The organism is Streptomyces roseolus (assembly GCF_014649855.1).
GTDB classification, from domain to species: Bacteria; Actinomycetota; Actinomycetes; order Streptomycetales; family Streptomycetaceae; genus Streptomyces; species Streptomyces roseolus.
In genome coordinates this window covers 208,028-231,731 of the sequence record NZ_BMTV01000010.1, presented here as the reverse complement: position 1 = coordinate 231,731, position 23,704 = coordinate 208,028, and the positions used below count along the sequence as shown (strand labels likewise).

The window sequence follows — 23,704 nt, the reverse complement described above, 5'->3', positions numbered from 1 at the left end:
ACGCCGGACCGCGCCCGCAAAGACACTCGTACGCGCAGCTCGGCCGAACACTCTTCCGCCACCGCTGCCCACTGTCAGTGCCCAGGTCTATCGTCATGCGTGACGGTTCGAGAATATGACGGCGTCATGCGTCAGCTGCTGCCGTAACGCGGGTGCGCGGGGATCGGAGTGAACGTGGCGGGTGGGGGCGGTGGCCGGCTGGAGTCGGACGACCTGGTGCAGGATCGGGAGATCGAGGACGGGCGAGGCGACCGACTCGCCCATGGCCATATCGCAGGACAGCTGCACCACCTGGTGTGCTCCGTTCCGACACCGACGAACATCGCCGTGTGGGGGCCGTGGGGGTCGGGCAAGTCAGGTGTGGCCAACCTCCTCCGAGGTGAGCTGGCCAGGGACCGAGGTGTGCGGTTCGTGCGCTTCGACGCGTTCAAGTACGCGGAGAACCCGCTGCGCAGGAACTTCATCATCGCCGTCGCAACCGCGCTCGGCATCGGGGACCGCAAGTATCACGAAGACCTCTACAGCGGACAGGTCACCGCCAGAATCGAGTTCGGCGGTGGTGCCCTTCTGCGGTTGCTGTGGACCTACGCGCGGATGTTCGCGGTAATCGCCAGCGCATCTATGCTAGTGGTAGCCGTGCTGGCGTGGGTGAGGAGTGGCCCGTTCCAGCAGACGTTCATCGACATGGTCACCGACGTCCTCAAGGCCGGTCTGGCGCCGGCAGCGCTGCTCACGTCTTTGACGGTGCTCGTATCCCGCACGCTCACTCGCGAGCACAAGACCGACGCCGCCGACAGCGACGAGCAGTTCGAGAGGCTCTTCAGCTCGCTGGTGGAGCAATCGAAGGTCAAGCGACTGGTCGTTTTCGTGGACGAGCTGGACCGCTGCGCTCCCTCGGATGTCGTGGCGACCCTGGACGCGCTGAGGACGTTCCTCGGCGTGGAACGGTGTGTCTTCATCGTGGCGGCTGACCAGCAGGTCCTTGAGGAAGCGCTGACTCGCGCTCTGCAACAGGCAACGCCTGCCGACACGGTGAACCCTTACTACAGCAGCGGAAGCGGTTACCTCGACAAGGTTTTCCCATACCAGATCAGCCTGCCTCCTCTACTCGTCGGGCGAGTGACCAGCTTCGCTGCCGGACTTGTCCGCGGGCGCGATGGGGTATGGGCGAAGGTGGACGTCGACCTCATCGTCAGCATCCTGATTCCGTCCCACGTCCGCAGCCCTCGCCGGGTGAAGGCCCTGCTCAACGCCTTCGTCCTCACGTACCGTCTGGCTGAGCAACGGGCGGCGGACGGGCTTCTGGAAACCGATCCGTCCTCGCGCGCGGAAGAGATCGCCCGCCTGGTCTGCCTTCGGGTGGAGTTCCCCTTGTTCGCTCGCGATCTGCTGCTGGATCACCGACTGTGCGAACACGTCGTGCGTTACGCGGATGACGCCGAGGCCGAGCTTGACGGATTCGTCTCTGCCGATGTCAAGGAAGCGGCCAAGGCGTATGCGCGAGCACAGGCCTCCGTCGATGTTCATCTCACTGCTGCTGACGAGCGCGCGCGGAGGACCGTGAGGCGGCCCGCACGAATCACGGACGCCAGCTGGTGACGTACCTCCGCAAGACCCGGACGATTCCGGGACCAGGGCGTGACCTGATCTTCCTCCAGAGCAGCGGCAGCATCTTCGGCCTGCCAGCCTCCTTGGCCGAGACCATTGAGCAGCACGCGCAGAACGCAGACCTGGTGGCGTTGAAATCCGTGGTGGCCGAACTCGACGCCCGGGACCGGGTGGCCGTTCTCTCCCTCCTGGCCCAGCAAGCCAGAGAGGTCATCGGCCTGGAGGGCAGGAACGTCGCGCTGGCCGTCCTGGCCATCTGCTCGGACCCTTCCTTCCCTCTCAACGGCGGAGCAGATGCGGCGCTGGAGAGCATCACCGCCCACCTCGTCGGCTCTCCTCAGGAGCTTCCGGCAAATGTGGTACCCGGGTGCTGGCGGCTGGCCATGGCCGGGAAGCGAGGGACGGCCACGGATCTGGGCCGGATCGCTCTTCAGCATGCAGAACTCGACGAGGACGTCGATCTCGCGATGCTTCTCCTCGGCCACGCCTCGGCGGCACTGGCGGCGGACGCGGAACGGGTGCGGCAGCTGCTCTCAGACCACCTCCTGGGTGGCGGAGCCGACGAGGTCGTTGCCATGCTCAAGCAGCTTCCTTCCGGGGAAGCCGAGCGCCTCGTAGAAGCCTGCGCCGAAATCTTGACGAAGGAGCTCACCACAGCAATCGAGAACCACGACGCATGGAAGAGGACGCCGCAGGAACCGGACCCCGCTGTTACTGGCGGGGCGATAGCCACCACCACGCCTGCGGCTGACATGGAAGAGCCCGCTTCACCCGATCCGGCGCTGCGGGCCCTTGCCTCGACACTGGAACATTGGCATGAGGGTGCCCCCGCGGCAGCGCACACTATCGTCGGGATCCTTCTCAATCTCGGCTCAACGGGTGGCCGGAGTTCGGTGGAGGCGAACCTTATGTACGTCCCCGCAGTACGGGACGTGTCCTTGGCCCGGCTCGTTCTCATCAGCGCGAGGCGCCGCGACGTAAGAAGTTGGCCGAAGTGGCTCGGGGTTCTTGCTCCCGGACTCGAACTCGACGCCGTCAAGCCCCAGATCGAATCCATGTACCAGCGTTTGTGGAATCTGGCGACGGAGGACGAGTCTCCTCTGGAAGCGGACATCGTCGGCGATGCGGCGGACGCCTTCGTTCGTCTCGTCAACGACAGGCCGGCCTCCCAGCACCCAGACATCGCTGCCGTCGTCCTGGCCTCACTCGACGGATTCGCGAAGAGCGACGAGGACGCGGCCGCTCGGTCCATCGTCATCGGCGCACTCCATCCCTTGGTGGAGAGCGGGCTGCTCGACCGTCGGGTCATACTCCAGAACGAGAGCGCCTCGGTGGCAGCCACGCTGTCCGAATCCGACACCACGACGCTGCCCGGGGAAGACGGTGAGTTGCTGAACTACCTCGCCGGCACCGTCGTCGAGTGCCTGCGCGACTTCACCACCGCGGCCGAGCACCCGCTGTCCCTAGAGCAGGTCACCACGCTCGTGGAGGCCGTGGAGCACTGCGGGTGGCTTCCCGACCCACAGCGCACCCGGTTGCGCATTCTCTGTAGACTGCACGCTGGCCGGGAGGCCGTGTCACGGATGTCGCTCGACGCGCTCCCGTCCGCGCTGCAGATGGCCTCCTACGCCCGGCGGCATCCCGAACTGGGACCCACCACGGTGGCGGACTGGATCCGTGTGGAGGAGCCGTCTCCCGTAGATCTCCACTCGGCGGCCGCCGCGCTCATCAAGACTTCTCAGTCCTCGGCCATCAGCTCCCTCACCTCGGCCGTCCGGGACCGTCTCAGTTTGCTTCCCGTCCTCGACCAGGCCGAGTTCTGGCGCGAGCTGATAGGCCGGGCCCGCACGGCCCACCCCATCGATGTCCTAGTCGCCGCCGGCTGGCAGCAACTCCCCGACGGGTACGCCGCTGAACTCCTGTCCGATCGTTACGACACCGCGAGCAACAAGCTCGAACGGCAGGCGGTCCTCGACCTGTGGCACGCTGCGGCCGTCACCGACGACACGGCACGTCGTCTCCTCCTGGACCGTGTTCTCATCCCCATGCTGGGCACCAATCAGACCGCAGCGGACACTGCGCTCTCGTATCTCCCGAGATTGGTCCGGTCGATTCCGGGCGGCAGAAAGAAGGCCCTTCGGCAGGCGGTGGAAGGGAGCTTCACGTCATGGCCCGGCCTGAGAGGGAAGGCGATCACAGCGTTGAAGACAATCGGATACGACACCGAGCGCGTGGGGCTGCTTCGCCGCGAGCGCATCAGCGGGGGCAACGACGACTGAAGGCTCGGCTGCTACCGCGCCGTCGCGGACTTCCTCATCCAAGCCCTGGCCCTGGACTCGACCACCGACCGCGTCTTCCTCGCACGTGCCGCCGTCTTGCGCCACCGCGATCTCTGGCCCTGGCTCCAGGACTCGTACCTGACCCCGAATGCCCTGCACCTGCCTGGCACCGGGTTCGAGAGGCCCGATGCGGTACCCGCGCCTCGCAAGCCCGGCGATCACGCCGGCTTGCGGATCACCGGGTGCGCGAGGCCGATGACAGGGATGCCGTTCCCCACCTCTTCGGCGTCCCGTGGGACAAAGAACGCCAACAGCGCACACTCGGCAGCGGCCGATACTCCGACCTCGCCCGAGTCAGGGACACCGTCTTCTACGGCATCAACCCCCGCTCGGACCAGAACCAGACACCCCTCGGCATCACGAAGCTCGACCCCACCCCCCTCCAGAACGCCACCTTGTCCGCCAGCAACCCCCGCCCCCTGGAGATCACCACCGCCTTCCTCCAGGGCAGCGACGACCCTGCCGAGTACGCCATGTACGTCCAGGCCCAGCGCTGCTCCTACACCCACACGGCCAACGACACCCAGTGGCCGGCCCTCATGCACCTGGCAGACCTCAAGGACGAGTACCTCGTGTTAGGTGCGTTTCTCCGTTCTTGCAGACGGTCCTGACTACTGGGGGTGATGCGCGAGCGGGGTGGAAACGGTCTCCAGGCAGTGGTCGGCCATGGCGTCCCGCTGCTGGCGGACCGCGCACCTCTGGTGGCCGGGCTTTGCTGCGCCACTTACAGCGGTCACTTTCGGTCAGCATCCAGCTGCCCGGTGTCCTGATCAGGCCGTAAGCCCCTCAAGCTGATCTCATGGCCGATTAGAGTAGTGGCAGATCAGAGCGTCGATCGAGTGAGGCGCGGCGGAGAAGGTGAGTCGGTACGGATGAGCGGGGTGCCCACGCGGATCGGCCGGTACACGGTGGCGCGGGAACTCGGCTCGGGTGGGATGGGTGAGGTCTATCTCGCCTACACGCCGGCAGGTGATCCGGTTGCGGTGAAGGTGATCCGGAACGACAAGCTTGATCCACTGATGCGTGCGCGCTTCGAGAAGGAGGCGCTGATCGCCCGCACGGTGATCGGCACGAACCGGGTGGCCCGCTTCCTGGATGCGGACCCTTACGCAGACCGGCCGTGGCTGGCCATGGAGTACGTGGCCGGGCGCACGCTGCTGGCCTGCGTGGACAGCGATGGCTTGCTTCCCCTGCCTCTGGTGGCCAGCCTCGGGGCATTGCTCGCCGAGGGCTTGTCGGCAGTCCACTCCGCAGGGCTGCTCCATCGAGACCTGAAGCCGCAGAACGTCATCCTGGGTGATGACGGACCGATGATCATCGACTTCGGGCTGGGCGCGTTCATGGATGCCTCGCAGGAGACGCTGTCGCACAGCGGCATGATCATCGGCACGGTCCGGTGCATGCCGCCTGAGCAGGCCGGCGGCCATCCGCAGGTGTCACCTGCAGCGGATGTGTACGCGCTGGGCACGGTCCTGCTGTATGCGGCGGCTCGCCACTATCCGTATGACGGATCACGCTGGGAGGCGATTGCGGCACAGGTGACCAATGCCGAGATCGCTCCTGATCTCTCTGGTGTGCCTGCGCCGCTGGTGCCCCTGTTGGAGTCGATGCTCGCCTACGCGCCGGAGGAGCGGCCGACTCTGCAGGCGGTCTCCGATGCGTGCGCGATGGTTCTCTCCGACTCCGGGACGACACCGGCCGCCGCGCGGCTCGCGCTGATCGCCCACACCCACGGGGGCGGGGCTTCGTCGGCGCCGAGTGAGCCGCTGACGGTGTCGTTCGAGAAGCTTATCCACGAGCAGGCTGACCGCATCGAGCACGACGAACCAGCAAGCCCGCTCGACGACCCTGCACGCGTATCCCAGGCCGAAGCAGACCAACCGGAGCCGGATCCGGACGAGCCTGAGGTTCTCCTGCCCGAGCCGACCCCGGGCTCCGAGAGGCGGAGCGACCCACCGAAGCCGGCGCTGGCAAGGGGGCGTCCCCTTGCATCGAAGCGGATCGCGGACGAGCTGCGCGCGTTGTATGCCGCCGATCCCGTTCTGTGACTCCTGCGCTGACAGTGTCGGGTGAGAGTCTTTGTCGGAATGGCGTGCCCGGACGGCGTAGTCCGTTGTTTGCAGGCGCCTGGAGTGTGGGCGGCCGTCGGTGGCCGCTGGTGATGGATCGGAGCGGACGTTGAGCGTCGAGGCGGAAGCCGTGGGCGGCCAGGGTGATGCGGCGTGGGACGCCTGGGCGCCGGAGGGTGCGGCGGCTTCGCGGCGGACCACCGGACCCGCCGGCTACGCCCCGGGGTCGCAGGTACTGATCCGCGATGAGCTGTGGCTCGTCCGGAACTCCAAGGACGTCGGCGAAGACGGGTGGATGGTGGAGGTCACCGGCATCTCGTCCTTCGTACGGGGCACGGACGCGGTCTTCTACAGCCGGCTCGACGCGATCCAGGTGCTGGACCCGCGGGAGACGCGGCTCGTCCCGGACGATTCCCCCAACCACCGGCGAGGCCGCCTGTTCCTTGAAGCGGTGATGCGCAAGACGTTCCTGCCGCAGACCGAGCATGGGCTCGCGCTGGCCGACGGCTTCCTCATGGACCAACAGGTGCACCAGTTGCGGCCCGCCGAGTTGGCGCTGTCGCTGGAGAAGAACCCGCAGCCGCGGATCCTCATCGCCGACGTGGTGGGTCTGGGCAAGACCCTCGAGATCGGGGTGCTGCTCGCCGAGCTGATCCGGCGCGGGCGCGGTGAGCGCATCCTGGTCGTGACCCCCCAGCATGTGCTGGAGCAGTTCCAGCGGGAGCTGTGGACCCGGTTCGCGATCCCGCTCGTCCGTCTGGACTCCACCGGCATCCAGCGCATCCAGCAGGACATTCCGGCCGGCCGGAACCCGTTCGCGTACTTCAAGCGCGCGATCATCTCCGTGGACACGCTCAAGAGCGACGTCTACGCGCACCACCTCGAGCACACCAACTGGGACACCGTCGTCATCGACGAGTCCCACAATCTGGTCAACCGGGGCACCAAGAACAACGAGCTCGCCCGTCTGCTGGCCCGGAAGACCGATGCGCTGGTGCTGGCGTCGGCCACGCCCCACAACGGTCGTGCCGAGTCGTTCGCCGAGTTGATCAAGATGCTGGATGAGGCGGCCATCGCCAACCCGTCCAAGTACGAGGTGAAGGACCTCGAACACCTCTACATCCGGCGTACGAAGACGACGGCCGAGGTCCGCGACTCGCTGAAGGGCGCCTGGGCGGATCGTGGACCCTCCCAGCCGATCCACGTAGCGGCCGGTGAGAAGGAACTCGCCGTCTTCCAGGAACTCGCCACACGCTGGATTCCGGCCGCCCCTGACCAGCCGTCGGTCAGTCGGCACCAACTGGTGCCCTACCAGCTCCTGAAGTCCTTCCTGTCCTCGCACAAGGCACTGCTGGAGACCGTGAAGACGCGGCTGGCGACGCTGGACAAGCAACCGGCCGCCGAGTCCGACAGGGGCGGGCAGCGGACAGCACGCCCGGTCGACCCGGCGGCTCGGGAGGCAGCCAGGCAGGCGGAGCGAGCGGCCTTGCTGGACCTTCGAGACGTGGCTGAGCGCATCCAGGACGGGGACTCGGCGAAGCTGGCAGCCCTCCTGGACGAGCTGCGCACCATGGGCGTCGGCCCCGGCTCGGAGACCCGCGTGGTGGTGTTCTCCGAGCGCATCCCCACCCTGAAGTGGCTCGCCGAAACGGTCCCGGCAGCGCTCGGCTTCCCCCGCAGTGCCAGCCCCGACGAGAACAAGCCCTGGCTGTCCTTCGGCGGCGCGGTGCAGGTCATGCACGGGGACGCCACCAGCGACGAGGAGCAGCAGGCCATCGTCGAGAAGTTCGGGCTGCGCGACGACCCCGTACGCATCCTGTTCACCGGCGACGTCGCCTCCGAAGGCGTCAACCTCCACCAGCAGTGCCACAGGCTGATCCACTTCGACCTGCCGTGGTCCCTGATCCGCATCGAGCAGCGCAACGGCCGTATCGACCGCTACGGCCAGGAACACCAGCCTGAGTTCCGGGCTCTCATCCTCACCAGCAACATCCCCTGGCGGACGGACGAGACGACCGGGGAACCTCGTACGCTGGACGACCGCCTCGTGGGCGAGAAGCTACTCAAGCGCGAAGAGGAAGCGCACAAGATCGAGGGCTCGGTGGAGGCCGTCACCGGCCTGTACCGGGCCAAGGAGGAGGAGAACCGCCTCACCCAGGACCTGATCGCCGGCCGGACCGTCGAGGAGTCCATCAAGCAGTCCCAGCAGGGGGGCGCCGCATTCCTCTCCGGACTGCTCGGCCAGGTGGGCGCCGTTCCGGAGCACCCCGAGGTCCGGCGGGCCTACGTGCCACGCCTGTTCTCGTCCACCGCTGACTACTTCGACGAGGCACTGCGTCAGGTCTGCCGTCCCAACCCCGAGGACCAGCTCTCGCTGCGCCGCGACGACGACGGCACGATCGCCTTCGAACCCCCGCGCGACCTGCTGTACCGACTGAAGGCGCTGCCGAAGTCGTACCTCGACGAGCAGCGGATCATGCCCCGGAAGGCCGAACCGGGACGGATGCGCATCACCTTCTCCAAGGACCTCGCAGACCGGCGCCTGAAGGCAGCCCGCGAGTCGTCCAAGTCGCAGTGGCCGAACGTCTCCTACGTCACCGACGTCCACCCGGTCCTGGACTGGCTGACCGACAAGGTGCTCGTCGAAGTCGGCCGCCATCAGGCCCCCGTCCTCGCCGCCTCCGTGGACTCACCGACCTTCCTGGTCCAGGGCATCTGCTCCAACGCGCTGGGCCGGCCCACCATCGTCGAGTGGATGGCCATCCACGGCGACCCGAACGACCTTCAGGTGACACCTCTGACCCCGGAGGTGCTGGAGGACTACGGCCTGGGTCCGACGATGCCCGGCCGCGCCGCACCGCACGACCTCGACGGTCTGACGGAGCTCGTCCCCGGCGCCATCAGCAGGGCGGAGCAGCACCTCCGGGGCCTGAGGGAGGCGTACGGCGAAGAGATCGAGGAGATCCTCGCCCCGTCCCGCAAGCGCGTCGTGCACTGGCAGCAGGAAGCCTTGTTCTCCTCTGACGGGACGGGCAAACGAGGAGTGAACCTCAGCGCTGGCAGGCGGCTGAGCCTGCTCAAGTCCCTGCAGACCACGGGCGAGCCGATGCTGCGTCTGCTCGCCGTCCTGGAACCGCTCAACGCCGCTGAAGGAGGCACCGACCGATGAGCAGCGACTTCGACTCCTTCAGCAACCGCGGCGAGTACTTCGCCGCGCACTACTTCGCCGAGCAGCTCGGAACCGACCTGAAGAAGGGCCTGTTCGCCACCTGGGCCCTGCGCGAAGGAGATGAGAACGACCCACGGAAGACACCTCGGGAGCTGCTCCGCTCGCTGCGCGGCGCCTACCTCTCCGAAGACGTACGCGGCTACTTCGCAGACGCCGCCGAGCGCGACGCCGGGGACGAGATCCGACTCAACACCCACAACAACCCCGAGTGGCGCAAGCGCCTCGCCGAGTGGCACCAGACGATCCTGCACGCCCTCGGCTTCGAGGCCACTCCCACCGAGATCACCGTCCACCGTGCCGGACGCGACCACTCCCTGCCTGTGGCCTACCACGGCCACGGGATCATCGCCCTGGATTGCGGCTGGGCCGCCGACAACGACGCCGCCCTCGACGCGACCGGACCGGGCCGACTGCTGCACCCGTTGCGTGTCAGTGCGAGCGAGACGTACGAGACCGGCCAGACCCTGGCGTCCTGGCTGTTCCAGAGCGAACTCGGCGAGGCCGGCGGGCCCCGCCCCCGCTTCGTCCTGTTGCTGTGCGGCGGCGTGCTCGTCCTCGCCGACCGCCAATCCTGGAACGAAGGCCGCTACCTCGCCGTCAACCTCGACGCGGCCCTGGAACGCAACGACCGCACCCAGCAGGGCGAACTCGCTACCATCGCCGCGCTGTTCAGCCTAGACGTGCTCCGGCCCGGCGAGAACGACCAGAGCCGGGCCATCGACGCCCTGCTGAAGTCCTCCGGCGCCAACGCCGCCGGCGTCTCCGGCGAACTGCGCCACGGGCTCCAGCGCTCGGTCGAAATCATCGCCAACGAAGTCCTCGCGCGGATGGCCGAGCCGAAGAACGGCGTTGCCCCGGCCGACATCGAAAGCCCCAAGATCCCCTTCGCCCGGGAACTCACCCGCGAATCCCTCCGCTACCTCTACCGGATCCTGTTCCTCCTCTACGCCGAGGCCCGTCCCGAGCTCGGCATCCTCCCCGCAGACGACGGAAGCTACGAGGCCGGCTACTCCATGGCCCGCCTGCGTGAACTCGTCGAACGCGACGAGGAGCTCGTCGAGGAGGAGGCCCGCAACGGCTTCCACCTGCACGAATCCCTGGACGTCCTCTTCAACAAGGTCAACTTCGGCCACCGTCCGTACGGCACCGAGGACGACGACGACCAGCCCGGCGACGACGAGGAGACCCGCGCGGCCAAGGCCGCCCGCCGCAGCGAGGACCGTGGCCTGCGTTTCGAACCCCTGCGCAGCGAACTCTTCGAGCCCGGCTCCGTACGCCTCATCGGCAGGGGCGTCGTCGACCCCCGCAGCGACGAGGACGACGCCCCGCGCTGGCTCGACCTGCGCCTCCGCAACGCCGCTCTGCACGAGGTACTGCGCCTGCTCACCATGAAGAAAGGCAAGCGCGGCGAGCGGGGCGGGTTCATCTCCTACCGCAACCTCGGCATCAACCAGCTCGGCGCCGTCTACGAGGGCCTGATGTCGTACACCGGCATCATCGCCGAGGAGGAACTGTGCGAGGTCGCCAAGGGCGGCGACCCGGAGAAGGGCTCCTGGCTCATCCCCTCCCACAAGCAGGACCAGTACCCCGACAAGACCCTCGTCCACTACGACGAGGACGACGCGCGCAAGGGTCTGCGCGGCGTCAAGAAGTACGAGCAGGGCTCCTTCGTCTACCGCCTCGCCGGCCGCGACCGCGAGACCTCCGCCTCGTACTACACGCCCGAGTCGCTGACCCAGGTCACGGTCGAGCTCACGCTCAAGCATCGCCTCGACCAGGAGCGCGACGCCGACGACAACGTCATCAAGACCCGCGCGTCGGAGCTGCTCAAGTACAAGATCTGCGAGCCGGCCCTCGGCTCCGGTGCCTTCCTTAACGAGGCGATCAACCAGGTCGCCGAGGAGTACCTGCGCCGCCGGCAGGACGAGCTGGGCGTCACCATCCCGACCGCGGACGCCCTCACCGAGAAGCAGAAGGCCAAGGCGTACATCGCTCTGCACAATGCGTACGGCGTCGACCTGAACGCCACTGGTGTCGAGCTCGCCGAGGTATCGCTCTGGCTCAACACCATGCACCCGGGCATGCGCGCCCCCTGGTTCGGCCTCCACCTCCGCCGAGGCAACAGCCTCATCGGTGCGCGTCGTGCGATCTACGCGGCTGACGACGTCACCGGCAAGGAATGGCTCAAGGCCAAGGGAGCCCTGGCCCCGACCTCGCTGCCCTTCCTCAAGGACGGCGAGCCCCAGCCACTGCCCCAGGACGCGGTCCACCAGTTCCTACTGCCGAGCCCGGGCTGGGCCGCGGTCGCGGGCTCGAAGGAGGCCAAGGAGCTGGCGAAGGAGGGCGTCGAACAGCTCGCGGCATGGAAGAAGGGCATTCTCCAGCGCCCCAAGCGCAACAAGGCCGGCAGGGCGAAGAAAGAGCCGCTGTCTCAGTTCACCCGCCTCCGGGACGCCGCCCGGCGGGTCGAATTCCTCTGGTCGCTCGTCGCAAAGCGCATGGAACTGTCCGAGCAGGCAATCGCCCGCCGGATAGACGTCTGGGGCGCTGACTCTACCGACCCCGAGTACGCCTTCCTCCACCGCCCTGACCAGGCGGTTACGAAGGAGCAGGTCCTCGAAGACCTCTTCAACGCCGCGGACACTCCGTACTGGCGCCTGAAGAAGATCATGGACGCCTGGTGCGCGTTGTGGTTCTGGCCCGTCGACAAGGCCGGGCTGCTCGATGGGACGGCCGGGGAGTACGCGGCACGGCTGGAGGTGACGGGAGCGGACAGCCTCAGCCGCCTGCTGGACGGCGCGCCTCTGGTTATGGAGCCGCCTGCGCCTCTGGCCGATCCGGAACCGGTCGCCGTGCCGACAGCCACACCCGTTCCGCGGTTCGTCGAGGCGACGGCCCTGTTTGCGTTCGGTCCAGAGCAGACCAGTTTTGAGGACCTTGAGCTGAGCGCCGATGACTCGGTCGTGGAGGTCAAGGAGATCAAGCCGCGGGGAGGGGCCCAGACCTCAGCGCCGAAGCCGAAGGCGCCAGAGCGTCGGGCGATCGTCCCGCTCAAGGACTTGGACGACTGGCTGGAGTTCCTGGAGGCCATGCTCGGCACGGCCGACGTGCCCGAGGGCACCCTCATCGACAGCTTCAAGGACCTCGACGCGCTCAAGAGCTTCGAAGAGACGCTGCCGAGCTTCATGGGCATGGACGCCGGCAACCCGGAGGACCGCTTTCCGTGGCTCCGGGAGGTACACGACATCGCGGAGAACCAAGGTTTCCTTCACTGGGAGCTGGAGTTCGCCCTGGTCTTCGCTCGGGGCGGTGGCTTCGACCTGCAAGTGGGGAACCCGCCATGGGTGCGGCCCCGCTGGAACGAGCCAGTCGTACTCGCAGAGCGTGAGCCGTGGTTCGAATTGGCGGACAAGGCGTCGGCAACCGAGAAAGACCGTCGGCGTCGCGAGGTACTCACGTCCGATGATGCGCATCGATACGTGCTCGGCGAGCTTACGAACACAACTGCGCAAGTCACCTTGTTCAGCTCCCCACAGATGTACACCCTTCTGACTGGCACTCAACCGGACCTCTACCGGGCGTTCATGTCTCAGGTCTGGGCACACGCGTCCGCTGGCGGAACTGCGGGGATGGTGCATCCCGATACACATTTCACGGGAGACAAGGAAGGTCTCCTTCGGGAGGCGGCGTACCGACGGCTGCGGGTGCACGGTGACTTCTTCAACCCCGGGCACCGGTTCTTCCAGAAACCCGTTGGGGAGTCGAGTCACTTTGGCGTTCACATTTACGGCACCGCGGGAGAGATCGGATTCGATCATCTCTCTTGGCTCGTCTCGGCTGACGCCCTACGCCTGTCCTCTCAGCATGATGGTTCCGGAGAGGGCCCCGGAATTCGCTTTCGCGGCGGACCCTATGACGAGCGCCCGCACTTGGCGCGTGTCATCCGGGTAAACTCACGTCTACTGTCCACGTGGCAGAGGCTGCTCGACGAAGTGGACAAGCCCGTGGAGCAGGCTCGTCTACTGTTCCCTGTCAGCACCGGAGAAGCCTCAGCGATCGACGCGCTGGCGAACTATCCACTGCGGCTTGGCTTCCTGTCCCCGCAGATCACACGCGGATACGACGAGAGCGGCGCCAAGAAGGACAACCTGATCGACTACAACCGCCCTGACCCCAGTACGGGCAAGGAGTACCAGCCAGACAGCTGGCGCCAGGTGATTCTTAAGGGCACCCAACTAGGCATCGCAACTCCGATATTCAAGAGGCATGACGCCAATAGCAACGACCCGTACGGCGCAAATCTTGTCAGCCTAGCATCGGAATTCGTTCCAGACACTGCTTATGTACGGGCGCACGGCAGAAGCCATGCCTATCTCGCCGAGCAGGAACGGTGGATTGACCACCGAGCTTTGGAACGGCTCCGCGGAAATGAAAAGGCGACCTCAGAAGCACGAGCAATCGCCGCGGGCACCAGTGGATCATCCGTGGAAAACGTTGACGCTGTCAAAATTGACGACGTGCTGAGACAGCGCGCGAAGCGTCGCTATACAATTTTCCACAGGTTCGCATGGCGCAAAATGATCGCACCTGACACCGAAAGAGCGCTTTACGTCGCTATCGTTCCCCCTGGCGTTTCACACATCGACGGCGTCCGCAGCGGGAAAGCGTCCGACAACCACAACACGGCTCTTATTGCGGGCTTCTGGTCTGCTTTGCCGCTCGATTACTCATTGCGGATCTCCGGCATCGCGAACTTGGACGTTGCCCAAGCGCAGCGTTTGCCGGCCCCTGCGGTTGGACACCCCCTCTCCTCCGCCCTCCTCCTCCGCACCCTCCGCCTCAACTGCCTCACCAACGCCTACGCCGACCTCTGGGCCGAGCTTTACGACCCCACCTGGCCCGCCTACGAACCCTGGGCCTGCGACTGGCCCGACCTCCAACCGCTCCACGAGGTCACCCCGGACTGGCGTCCCGAAACGCCCCTCCGCACCGAGCGGGCTCGCCGCTCCGCCCTGGTCGAGATCGACGCGTTGGTCGCCGTTTGGCTCGGCATGGACGCCGACGCGCTCATCGCCGCGTACCGAGGCCGCTTCCCCGTGCTGCAGAAGTACGAGGCCGTGACCTGGTTCGACGCCGAGGGCTGGAAGATCGCGGGGAATGCCCGCACGATCGGTCAGCGGCAGACGAAGGAGAGCTGGGCACAGTTCGAGGCGTACCGGGACAACCCCGCCAACACACCTGTGCCGGAGGGGTATACCGCCCCCTTCTACAAGGCTGATCGCGAGGCAGAGATGCTCGCGGCACACGCTTACTTCCAGAAGCGGCTCGACGAGGCCATCGCCCGTGGCGAGTGGGATCCGGAGAAGCAGGAGGTGCCGAAGCCGTGAGACCGACGCTTCAGGCACGCGGGCTCAAGGAGAGCCTGCTGCAGTATCTGTCGACGACGTACGCGCTCACGGACGAGGGCGCGCGTGAGGCGCTGCACAGGTTCCTCGGGGACGAGACGTCGGGGATGTTCCGTGGCCCGTATCTGCGGATCCGGACCCCGTTCACCGTGGCCGGCGAGGAGTGGCGCAAGCATCTGGAATGGCAGCGGGAGGGCTTCAAGCCGTACGTGCATCAGGCGGTCGCCTTCGGGCGGCTGACCTCGGCCCACGGTCACACCCCGCAGCCGACGCTGGTCACCACCGGGACTGGTTCCGGTAAGACCGAGTCGTTCCTGTACCCCGTGCTGGACCACTGCCGTCGGGAGCGGGCCGCGGGCAAGACCGGGGTGAAGGCGGTCTTCCTCTACCCGATGAACGCCCTGGCCACCGACCAGGCACAGCGCATCAACGAGCTCCTCACGGAGAACGCCGAACTGGGGAAGCTGTCGGCCGGCCTGTACATCGGTGAGCGCGCGGCGACGCAGTACGAGAAGGTGCGGACCCGGCGCTCGGACATGCAGATGTCCCCGCCGGACATCCTGATAACGAACTACAAGATGCTGGACCTTCTCCTCCAGCGAGCGGACGACGCCCCCCTTTGGGGGGAGTCGGACATCCGCTACGTCGTCGTGGACGAGTTCCACACGTACGACGGCGCTCAGGGCACGGACGTCGGGATGCTGCTCCGTCGGCTTGCCGCCGCCGTGGGAGCAGCCGAGGAAGGCCGCCCGCTGGGGAAGATCTGCCCGGTGGCGACGTCGGCGACGCTCGCTTCCGGCACGCACGCGGACGGCACGGCGCAGCTGCTGGAGGTAGCCTCCCATGTCTTCGGCACGGAGTTCACGAAGGACTCCATCGTCGGGGAGAACCGGCTCACGGTCGAGGAGTTCATCCCGCTCGGCGAGGTGACGATGCAGCCGATGCCGACGCCCGACGAGCTGCTGGCGCTGCCCGATCCGGCAACCAACGACGAGGCGCTGCTGGACCTGATCGAGAAGGTAACGGACGTCCGTGACCTCGATCCCTTCGTGCTCGGTGGGAACCTCAAGCGGCATCTGTTCACTCGCGCGGTGATGCAGGCCCTCGGCGGCGGGGTGAAGACCAGCGCCGAGGTTCTGGATGTGATGTGGCGGGCGGGCGCGGCCGGCTGGTCCCAAGCCGTGGCGCGGCAACCGGAGAAGGCCGCCGAGGCGCTGGCGCGGTTCGTCGCACTGCTGTCGTACGCCCGTGACCCGAAGTCCTCCCCCTCCGAGCCCCGGCCGTTCGTGCACGTCGAGGTGCACCAGTGGGCACGTTCGGTGTCGCGGCTGCTGCGCGGCGTACTGCCTTGGCCGAAGGCGGAGTTCCGCTGGGACACGGCTGGCGCGGCCGACGTGAGCGTGGCCGACAGCGGCCGTATGGCGCCGGTGACGACGGCGACGTCGGGGCAGAACGCGAACCTGTTCCTGCCGGCAATCTACTGTCGTGACTGCGGGCGGTCGGGTTGGGCAGTGTTCTCCCCGGAGAGTGACGACCACGACGTCCAGTTCGACACGTACAAAATCCGGCGGGCGTCGCTCGGTCAGGACAAGGTCCGGGTGCGGAACCTGATCGCCGCGACGGACCGGGAGGCCCGGGAGGGTTCCGGGGCTGCACTGCTGACGGCGACCAGCGGCAAGGGAGGCTCGGCTGCCTCACAAGGTGCCGGCGGGCTGCTGATGGTGCTGGACGGCACCCGTAAGCGGCTGCGGTTGCCTGACCCGCTGAACGACTACGACCGGGAGACCAAGGAGCCCCGACTGACGGCCCGTGACTCGGCGTTCGTACTGGTGAACTTCGGGGAGACCGCGAACACGGCGGCCAAGGAAGACTGGTGTCCCGCGTGCGGTGAGCGCAACGCGATCCGCTACCTCGGTACGGGCGCCGCCGCGATGGCCGCAGCATCCATCACCCAGTTGTTCACCGGCGGGGAACTCAACAAGAAGCTCCACGAGGACAAGACGCTGATGTTCAACGACTCGGTGCAGGATGCCGCGCACCGGGCCGGGTTCGTAGCCAACCGCTCGTACACCTTCTCTCTCCGCGCCCTCCTCACCGATCATCTGCGGCACGACGAGCCGACCGCGCTGAACGACCTGATCGCGAACGTCGTCACCGCCACGACGGACAGAGACACCCTCTCTGCAGTGGTGCCACCGGACCTGCATGGCTTCAAGGGCGTGGACCGACTCCTGTCCGGCCAGGGCCGCGGTGGAGACTTGAAGACGTGGCGGCTGATCGGTCAGCGGCTGGCGTTCGAAGCACTGATGGAGTTCGGCTTCCGGTCCCGTAACGGTCGTACGCTCGAGCTGACGCGGACAGCCGCCGCACAGGTCCGCATCGACGACCCGGCAGCCGTGATCGCACTGGTCAAGCAGCTGCACGAGGAGTGCGTACGGGACGGGCTGCCGCTGGCGGCACAGGACGACGCCCGCTATCTGGCGTTTGTGCGCATCTTCCTGGAGCGACTGCGCACCCGCGGTGCAGTCGCACACCGATGGCTGGACAAGTACATCGACGAGGCGGGCACCAGCCGGTACTACATCTGGGGCAAGCGGGCACCGGGCATGCGGGCCTTCCCGAAGGGCATCGCCGCCCCCGTGTTCCTCCTCGGGCAGCCAAAGAACGACAGCGAATTCGACTTCGCGACCGGTCGGCTGTCCTGGTACGAGCGGTGGGCCGGGCGGTGCCTGGAACTACCGCGCGAACTGGCACCCGAGCTATGGAGCCGATTGCTGCCCGAACTCGCCTCGATGGGGCTGCTGTCGGTACGCACGCCGAACGACACCTCAGTGCGGGTCTACGGGCTCAAGCCCGGCAACATCGAGGCCCGGCTGCTGGACGACGAGCAGGTGCGGGTCTCGTACGTGCGGTGCCCGGTGTGCTTCTGGGAGCAGACGGTCCACCCGTCCCTGCTGGACCAGTGGCACGGCCAGCCCTGCCCCTCCTACCGGTGCCGCCGAGGGCGCCTGGTAGCCGGTGACCGGCCCGAGGGCCTGGGGATACACCACCGCGACCGCGACTACAGGAACGACTACTACCGTCGGCTCTACCTCGGCGCGGGCACCTACCAGGTGGTCACTGCCGAGCACACGGGCATGCTGACGCGTCACCAGCGCGAGAAGGTCGAGGAGGCGTTCAAGCACGGCAGCGGGTTCAAGGACCCCAACGTGCTCTCCTGCACGCCCACGCTGGAGATGGGTATCGACATCGGGGACCTGTCCGCCGTCGTGCTGGCTGCGCTGCCGCGCCGCCCCGCCTCGTACGCGCAGCAGGTCGGCCGGGCCGGACGCCGTACCGGAAATGCCTTCCTGCTGACCATCCCCGACCGTCGGCGCCGTGACCTGTACTTCCTCGAGCGGCCGAAGGACCTGATCGCGGGCACGATCGCGCCGCCCGGGTGTTACCTGTCGGCCGTCGAGATCCTGCGGCGCCAGTACCTGGCACATCTGCTCGACCTCGCAGCGGCCGGCCGTCTCGTCCGCGCGGACGGCATCGTGCTGCGCGCACTGCCGCACAAGGCGCCTCGTCTGTTCGGCCCGTCCGGCTATCTGACCGACCTGGTGGAGCTGGCCCTCGATCAGGGCGAGGAGCTGGTCAAGGGGTTCCTGCGGCTGTTCCCGACGGGCGTCAGCGAGCAGGCCAAGGCCGATCTGGATGCCTTCGCGACGCACGGCCTGCGCAGTACGGTGGAGAAGGCGGAACGCGAGTGGCGATGTGCCGAGGACGCTCTGCGGGCGCGGCTGCGCGAGATCGACGAGGCCCACGGCGAGCTGCACGACAGCGACCCCGACCAGGCCCGCCAGAAGGCGGAGCTGGATGCCGAACGGCGCGGGGTGGGCAGGCAGCTCCTCCATCTGGGCGACATCTCGGCGCAAAGCGCCCTGTGCGACTTGGGTCTGCTTCCGAACTACGCCCTCATCGACTCGACGACGACGCTGTCGGCGACCCTGTACGGCGAGGACGGCATCGACCCGAAGACGGACAAGGTGGTGTTCACGTCCGAGACTCTCTCCTACGAGCGGCCCCGCCGCCTCGCGATCCAGGAACTGGCTCCGGGCAACACCTTCTACGTCAACGGCTACCGGCACGAGATCACCGGCCTGGAACTGTCGACGGGCGGGCGTCAGGAGTGGCGGACTTGGCGGGTGTGTCCGGGCTGCGGGTACGTGCGTACCGAGAACGCCACCGTCGATCGCTCGCCGTGCCCCCGGTGCACGACGAGCCAGATCGCCGACGACGGCTCCTGCCTGTTCCACGTCGTGGAGCCGGCCACCGTGACGTCGCGAGACAAGCGTGAGGATGCCCGGATCCGCGACGACAAGGACGATCGCGATCGCCGCTCGTACACCATCGTGGATGCGGTGGACATTCCTGTGGAGAAGATCGAGCGGGGCAAATCCTGGCGGCACGACCGCGAAACCTTCGGCGTGGACTACTGCCGCACGGCCATGATCCGCCGGATCAACGTCGGGCCGGTCCGCTACGACGCTCCCGCCCGTGACGACTTCGCCGGCCATCTGGTCCGGCTGAACCCGTTCCACGTGTGCACCGCCTGCGGGGCCGCGAGCGCGGACGGCCGTCCCGTCTTCGACCACGACGCCGATGCCATGGAATCGGCAGCGGCTCGTGCCCCGCAGCTCAAGCACCACCGCCCGTGGTGTCCGCTGCGTCGGGGGAAGAAGGACGGCGTCACGCAGGAGCAGGTGCTGCTCGCCCACCAGCTGGAGACCGAGGCCCTGCGGATCCTCATCCCGGCCGCGACAGCCGACGTGGACGCACGGGTGCACTCCTTCCGGGCCGCCCTGCGGCTCGGTGTCGATCTTCACTTCGGCGGTGACCCGCAGCACCTGGACACCACGGTGGCCTCCATGCCAGACGTCGCCAGTGGCGAGCGGCGCTGGTTCCTGGTGCTCTTCGACTCTCTACCTGGCGGTACCGGCTACCTGGACCGGCTCACCGATCGCCATGCCTTCCGAGACACCCTTGCTCGCGCGTACGAACAGCTCAAGGCATGTCCGTGCGCGGAAGAGCAGCGGCGCGCCTGCCACCGCTGCCTGCACCGCTACACCCCCGAGCAGTTCCAGGACCTCGTGTCCCGACAGGCGGCGCTCAGCATGCTGGAGTCGCTGCTGTTCAAGGGAGACGGCGAGGACGGCTGGGACATCAGCGATGTGGAGCACACCGGGCTGGTCGGGCTGGACGCCCAGGTCGAATCAGACCTGGAGGCACGCTTTCTGACCGCCCTGCGGGACTGGGTGAAGGTCACCGACGACGCGGCCCTGGACGAGGACGGCCACGCCAGCGGGCATCTACGGTTCACCGACGGCTCGGACGTGATGCACTGGAGGCTGACCGCCCAGCGGCAGCTCGAAGGCACCCGGACGGACTTCACCTTCACCCGCGTCGGCGGTCCGGTGCAGAGCGTGCACGTCTATCTGGAAGGCTTCCGCTTCCACGCAAGCCGGGAGCACAACCTCATCGCCAAGAACGCGTCCCAGCGCACCCTGCTCCGTGCCGACGGAAAGATCGTCTTCCAGATCACCTGGGCCGACATCGACCTGTTCGAACAGCGTCCGGGGCGCACCAAGCCCGTCTGGCCGCCGTACCGGGGCACCGCCCAGGAGCAGGCCAAGGCCGCTTACGAGCAGTACGGCGGCAACCGTGCCCACTTCGGCGAAGCGATCTTCGCCAACCCGATCGACACGCTCATCGCCTATCTGCGGGACCCTGATGCGACCCACTGGGCCCGGCGGGCCCGCGCCCTGGTCACCGGACTCACCGCCGTTCCCGCCACGGCCCCCGTGGCTGCCACCGGCAAGCGCAGTGAGCTCGTCGCCGCGCTGCGCGAGCAGCTCGGCACCTTCGGAGCCGCCCGACGGGACGACAAGCCGGTCGTATCCGACACTGGCGGCATCGGTCCGGTCCACGTGTTCCGCACCCAGGACGAGCACGGCGTTCCGATTGTGTTCGCGCTGGACGCCGCAGACCCTGACAACCTGCGGTGGACCGCCCTGACGGTCCTCGACGACAGCGACGCCATCCTCGATACGGACGAACACAAGCTGCGGTGGCGGTCCTGGCTGTACTGGACGAACATCACCCAGTTCCTGTCCCTCGCCGGTGGGGACGGAGTACAGCTCGCCGCCAGTCGCGCCGCGGACTTCGAGGTCGAAGTCCTCGCCGTCTGCGGTGGTCTGGGCGAACTCGACTCACTCTCCGCCGCCCTTGCACCGGTACCCGCGCCCACGCCTGCCGTACGGCCTGTGGTCTCGCAGCCGAGCGTCGACTCGCCGGCCGAAGCCGCCCTTCGTCAGATCATCCGGGACGCTGTCTGGGACGAGGACATCCTGGAGATCCTGCGCGAAGACCCCGACGAGGCACCAGACCTCCTTCGCCTCGCCGAGACACTCGCCGACCGCGGCAAGCAGGCTCCAGTCTTCGGATTCGAACTCGGCAACAGCCGCTGGCAGGCGGACTTCGCCTGGCAGACTCCCGGCCTCAAGATTGCCGTCGTCGCCGCCCACCAAGGCGACGAGGACATCGAGTCCCAGCGGCGCGACGCCGCCTACGCCGAGGACGGCTGGACGGTCCGGACCGCCGCTGCATGGGTCGACCATCTCGACACCCTGCTCGAACAGCTCCCCGACACGGAAGGCACTATCCGATGACCGCCCGGCTCAGCCTGTACCGCAAGGCCGAACAGGAGCTGTACAAGCTCGACCGCTCGGTCAAGGCCCAGTTCTACGATTTCTGCCACGTCTTCCGGAACAACCCGAACCAGCCGGGCCTGAAGCTGAAGAAGCTCAAGGGCGACTCGCGTATCTGGTCCGCGCGGGTCAACGACTCCTACCGCGCCCTGCTCACCCCGACCGGGGTCGACACGGACGGCACCGAGAGCTGGCTGGTCATCGCCGTCCGCCACCGCAAGGATGTCTACGAAGAGCTCCAGGTCGCGGTCAACCGCGTCACCGGCGAGATCGAGTTCGTCGACCTCGCGGTCGTCGGCGACAGCGCCCTGCGCCGCGCCGGCATCACTCTGACCCCGGCCGAACCGGACCGGGCCTCGGTGCCGGCCAAGCCCGAGCCGACGCCGCAGCCTCTGCCCACTGCGGAGACCGAGGCTTCTCCCTTGCTCGCCGCGTACGGCGCCGATCAGCTGCGTGAGCTGGGTGTCGCGGACCAGCTGATCGAGCTGGCCCTCGCTGTCACCGACAGCGCCGAGCTGGACCAGCTCGTCGAGGGCGCCCCGCTGCTGTCGAAGGACGTCCTCTACGGCCTCGCCGCCGGTATGTCCATCAACGAGGTCCGCAAGGAGATCACCCAGCCCGTCGAGCTCGGCCACGAGCCCGATCTCGGTGACTTCGCCGCGGCCCTGAGCCGTACCAAGGTCACCGCCGTCGACGATGCCGTGCAGGCGGCCATCGACGAGGGAGACTTCCGGGCCTGGAAGGTGTTCCTCCACCCCACGCAGGAGCGCATCGTCCATCGCCACTACAAGGGCCCTGCTCGCGTCTCCGGCGGGCCCGGCACCGGAAAGACGATCGTCGCCCTGCACCGGGTCAAACACCTGGCCGAGCAGCTTCCTCCCGGCAGCAACAAGGCGATCCTGCTGACCACGTTCACCAAGAACCTGACCACGGACCTGCGCCTGCGTCTGGCGTCGCTCATCGAGCCCGAACTCCTCGCCCGGGTCGAGATCGCTCACATCGACCAGCTCGCCGCGCGCGTTCTGGGCGAGAACACCGCACCCGGCCGAGGCCGACAGCGTGTCTACGACCACGTGGCGCTGAACGAGATGCGCCAGCTCCTCGCCGAACTCGACGACCGCCGCTGGGAGCCCGAATTCCTCTTGGAGGAGTGGGAGCAGGTCATCCTCGGTCAGTCCGTCCCCACCCGCTCCGCCTACTTCCAGGCCCGCCGTGCCGGGCGGGGCCGCTCTCTGACCCGGCCCGAGCGCAACCACATCTGGAAGCTCGTCGAGCAGTTCACCGCCCGCCTCGACAAGCTCGGCGTGGAGACCTGGGGCCAGGCATCGGAACGCGCTGCCCGCTTCGAGATGGAGCGCGCCGCGAAGATCAGGGCCCGGCGCGAGTACAAGGAGGAGGTCGGCGGCAAGGACCTCATCCACCGCGACAACAGCTCCGGCATGCGCTACCTCAACCACCGCTACCAGCACATCGTCGTCGACGAGGCCCAGGACCTCAGCCCCGCGCACTGGAAGATGCTCCGGGCCATGGCCGACCCCGACCTGCCCAACGACATGTTCATCGCCGGCGACACCCACCAGCGCATCTACGACCACCAGGTGGCCCTCGGCGCCCTCGGTATCAACATCCGCGGGCGTTCCTCGCGCCTGACCCTCAGCTACCGCACCACCAAGGAGATCCTCACTGAGGCCCTGCGTGTGGTCGACCCCGTAAAGCGCGGGCAGAAGGTGAGCTACGACGACCTGGACGACGGCACCGACAACCTCGCCGGATACCGTTCCGTCCTCCACGGCCCCGCCCCGGCTTTCACGCCGTACGACACATGGGACGACGAGCTCGCCGGCCTCGCCACCACCCTGGCCGCGTGGCGCAGCGAGCTCTCCACCGACGAGAACGGCTCGCCCAGAGACCCGAGCGGCCACATCGCTGTCTGCGTCGCCGACCGAGACATGGTCAGCCAGACCATGTACTACCTCGTCACCAAGGCCGGCATCACCTGCGCCGAACTCACCAAGGAAGGTCCCAAGGGCGACGGCGAGGTCCACGTCGGCACCATGCACCGATTCAAGGGCCTCGAGTACCAACGCCTCGCCATCGTGGGCGCCAGTGACGGCATCATCCCCCGCACACACGTCATCGACCGCTACCGCACGGAGGATCCGCCCCGGTACGAGCGCGAGCAGCGCAAAGCCCGTTCCCTGCTGTTCGTGGCGACTACGCGGGCCCGGGACGCCCTGAACATCAGCTGGCACGGTAAGCCCAGCCCCTACTTGCCGGTCTGACACAGATGTCGGCCTCCTCTGTC

Annotated in this window: 9 protein-coding genes; 8 read left to right on the top strand and 1 reads right to left on the bottom strand. The window is 67.4% G+C overall.

Going from position 1 to position 23,704, the window contains the following annotated elements; translation table 11 throughout:
• The first annotated feature begins 168 nt into the window (after positions 1 to 168).
• The 3 genes from IE245_RS14775 to IE245_RS37710 are packed head-to-tail and all read left to right on the top strand — an operon-like array spanning position 169 to position 4,558.
• On the top strand, positions 169 to 1,599 hold the full coding sequence (locus IE245_RS14775) for a KAP family P-loop NTPase fold protein (RefSeq protein ID WP_189947420.1): 1,431 nt from the start codon (positions 169 to 171) through the stop codon (positions 1,597 to 1,599).
• Positions 1,596 to 3,887, top strand: a complete 2,292-nt coding sequence (locus IE245_RS14770; protein ID WP_189947418.1) for a hypothetical protein — start codon at positions 1,596 to 1,598, stop codon at positions 3,885 to 3,887. The genes IE245_RS14775 and IE245_RS14770 overlap by 4 nt, the downstream gene beginning before the upstream one ends.
• Complete coding sequence (locus IE245_RS37710; RefSeq protein ID WP_268256556.1) at positions 3,776 to 4,558, top strand: RNaseH domain-containing protein; 783 nt, start codon at positions 3,776 to 3,778, stop codon at positions 4,556 to 4,558. The genes IE245_RS14770 and IE245_RS37710 overlap by 112 nt, the downstream gene beginning before the upstream one ends.
• Here IE245_RS37710 and IE245_RS37705 read toward each other — a convergent pair whose 3' ends face one another.
• Positions 4,559 to 4,684, bottom strand: a complete 126-nt coding sequence (locus IE245_RS37705; RefSeq protein ID WP_268256555.1) for a hypothetical protein — start codon at positions 4,682 to 4,684, stop codon at positions 4,559 to 4,561.
• 135 nt (positions 4,685 to 4,819) lie between these two features.
• Between IE245_RS37705 and IE245_RS14760 the strand changes: the two genes are divergently transcribed.
• The 5 genes from IE245_RS14760 (at position 4,820) to IE245_RS14740 (ending at position 23,681) form a co-directional block, all read left to right on the top strand.
• Positions 4,820 to 5,995, top strand: a complete 1,176-nt coding sequence (locus tag IE245_RS14760; RefSeq protein ID WP_189947415.1) for a serine/threonine-protein kinase — start codon at positions 4,820 to 4,822, stop codon at positions 5,993 to 5,995.
• 130 nt (positions 5,996 to 6,125) lie between these two features.
• Entirely contained in the window at positions 6,126 to 9,185 is a 3,060-nt protein-coding gene (locus tag IE245_RS14755) for an SNF2-related protein (RefSeq protein ID WP_229851280.1), read from the top strand.
• The gene (locus IE245_RS14750) at positions 9,182 to 14,632 is read left to right on the top strand and encodes a hypothetical protein (RefSeq protein WP_189947413.1); all 5,451 of its coding nucleotides are present in this window, start codon (positions 9,182 to 9,184) and stop codon (positions 14,630 to 14,632) included. The genes IE245_RS14755 and IE245_RS14750 overlap by 4 nt, the downstream gene beginning before the upstream one ends.
• Positions 14,629 to 21,360 (top strand): DEAD/DEAH box helicase family protein, encoded by a 6,732-nt coding sequence (locus IE245_RS14745; protein ID WP_189947411.1) that lies wholly within the window; start codon positions 14,629 to 14,631, stop codon positions 21,358 to 21,360. Before IE245_RS14750 ends, IE245_RS14745 begins: the two co-directional genes overlap by 4 nt.
• Positions 21,357 to 23,681: a UvrD-helicase domain-containing protein gene (locus IE245_RS14740; protein ID WP_189947408.1), complete on the top strand. Its 2,325-nt coding sequence runs from the start codon at positions 21,357 to 21,359 to the stop codon at positions 23,679 to 23,681. The genes IE245_RS14745 and IE245_RS14740 overlap by 4 nt, the downstream gene beginning before the upstream one ends.
• Positions 23,682 to 23,704: the final 23 nt, after the last annotated feature.

Bases quoted from the DNA above. Each gene is read 5' to 3' on its own strand.
- IE245_RS14760 (WP_189947415.1), top strand. From the start codon at position 4,820: ATGAGCGGGGTGCCCACGCGGATCGGCCGGTACACGGTGGCGCGGGAA.
- IE245_RS37710 (WP_268256556.1), top strand. From the start codon at position 3,776: ATGGCCCGGCCTGAGAGGGAAGGCGATCACAGCGTTGAAGACAATCGG.
- IE245_RS14740 (WP_189947408.1), top strand. From the start codon at position 21,357: ATGACCGCCCGGCTCAGCCTGTACCGCAAGGCCGAACAGGAGCTGTAC.
- IE245_RS14750 (WP_189947413.1), top strand. From the start codon at position 9,182: ATGAGCAGCGACTTCGACTCCTTCAGCAACCGCGGCGAGTACTTCGCC.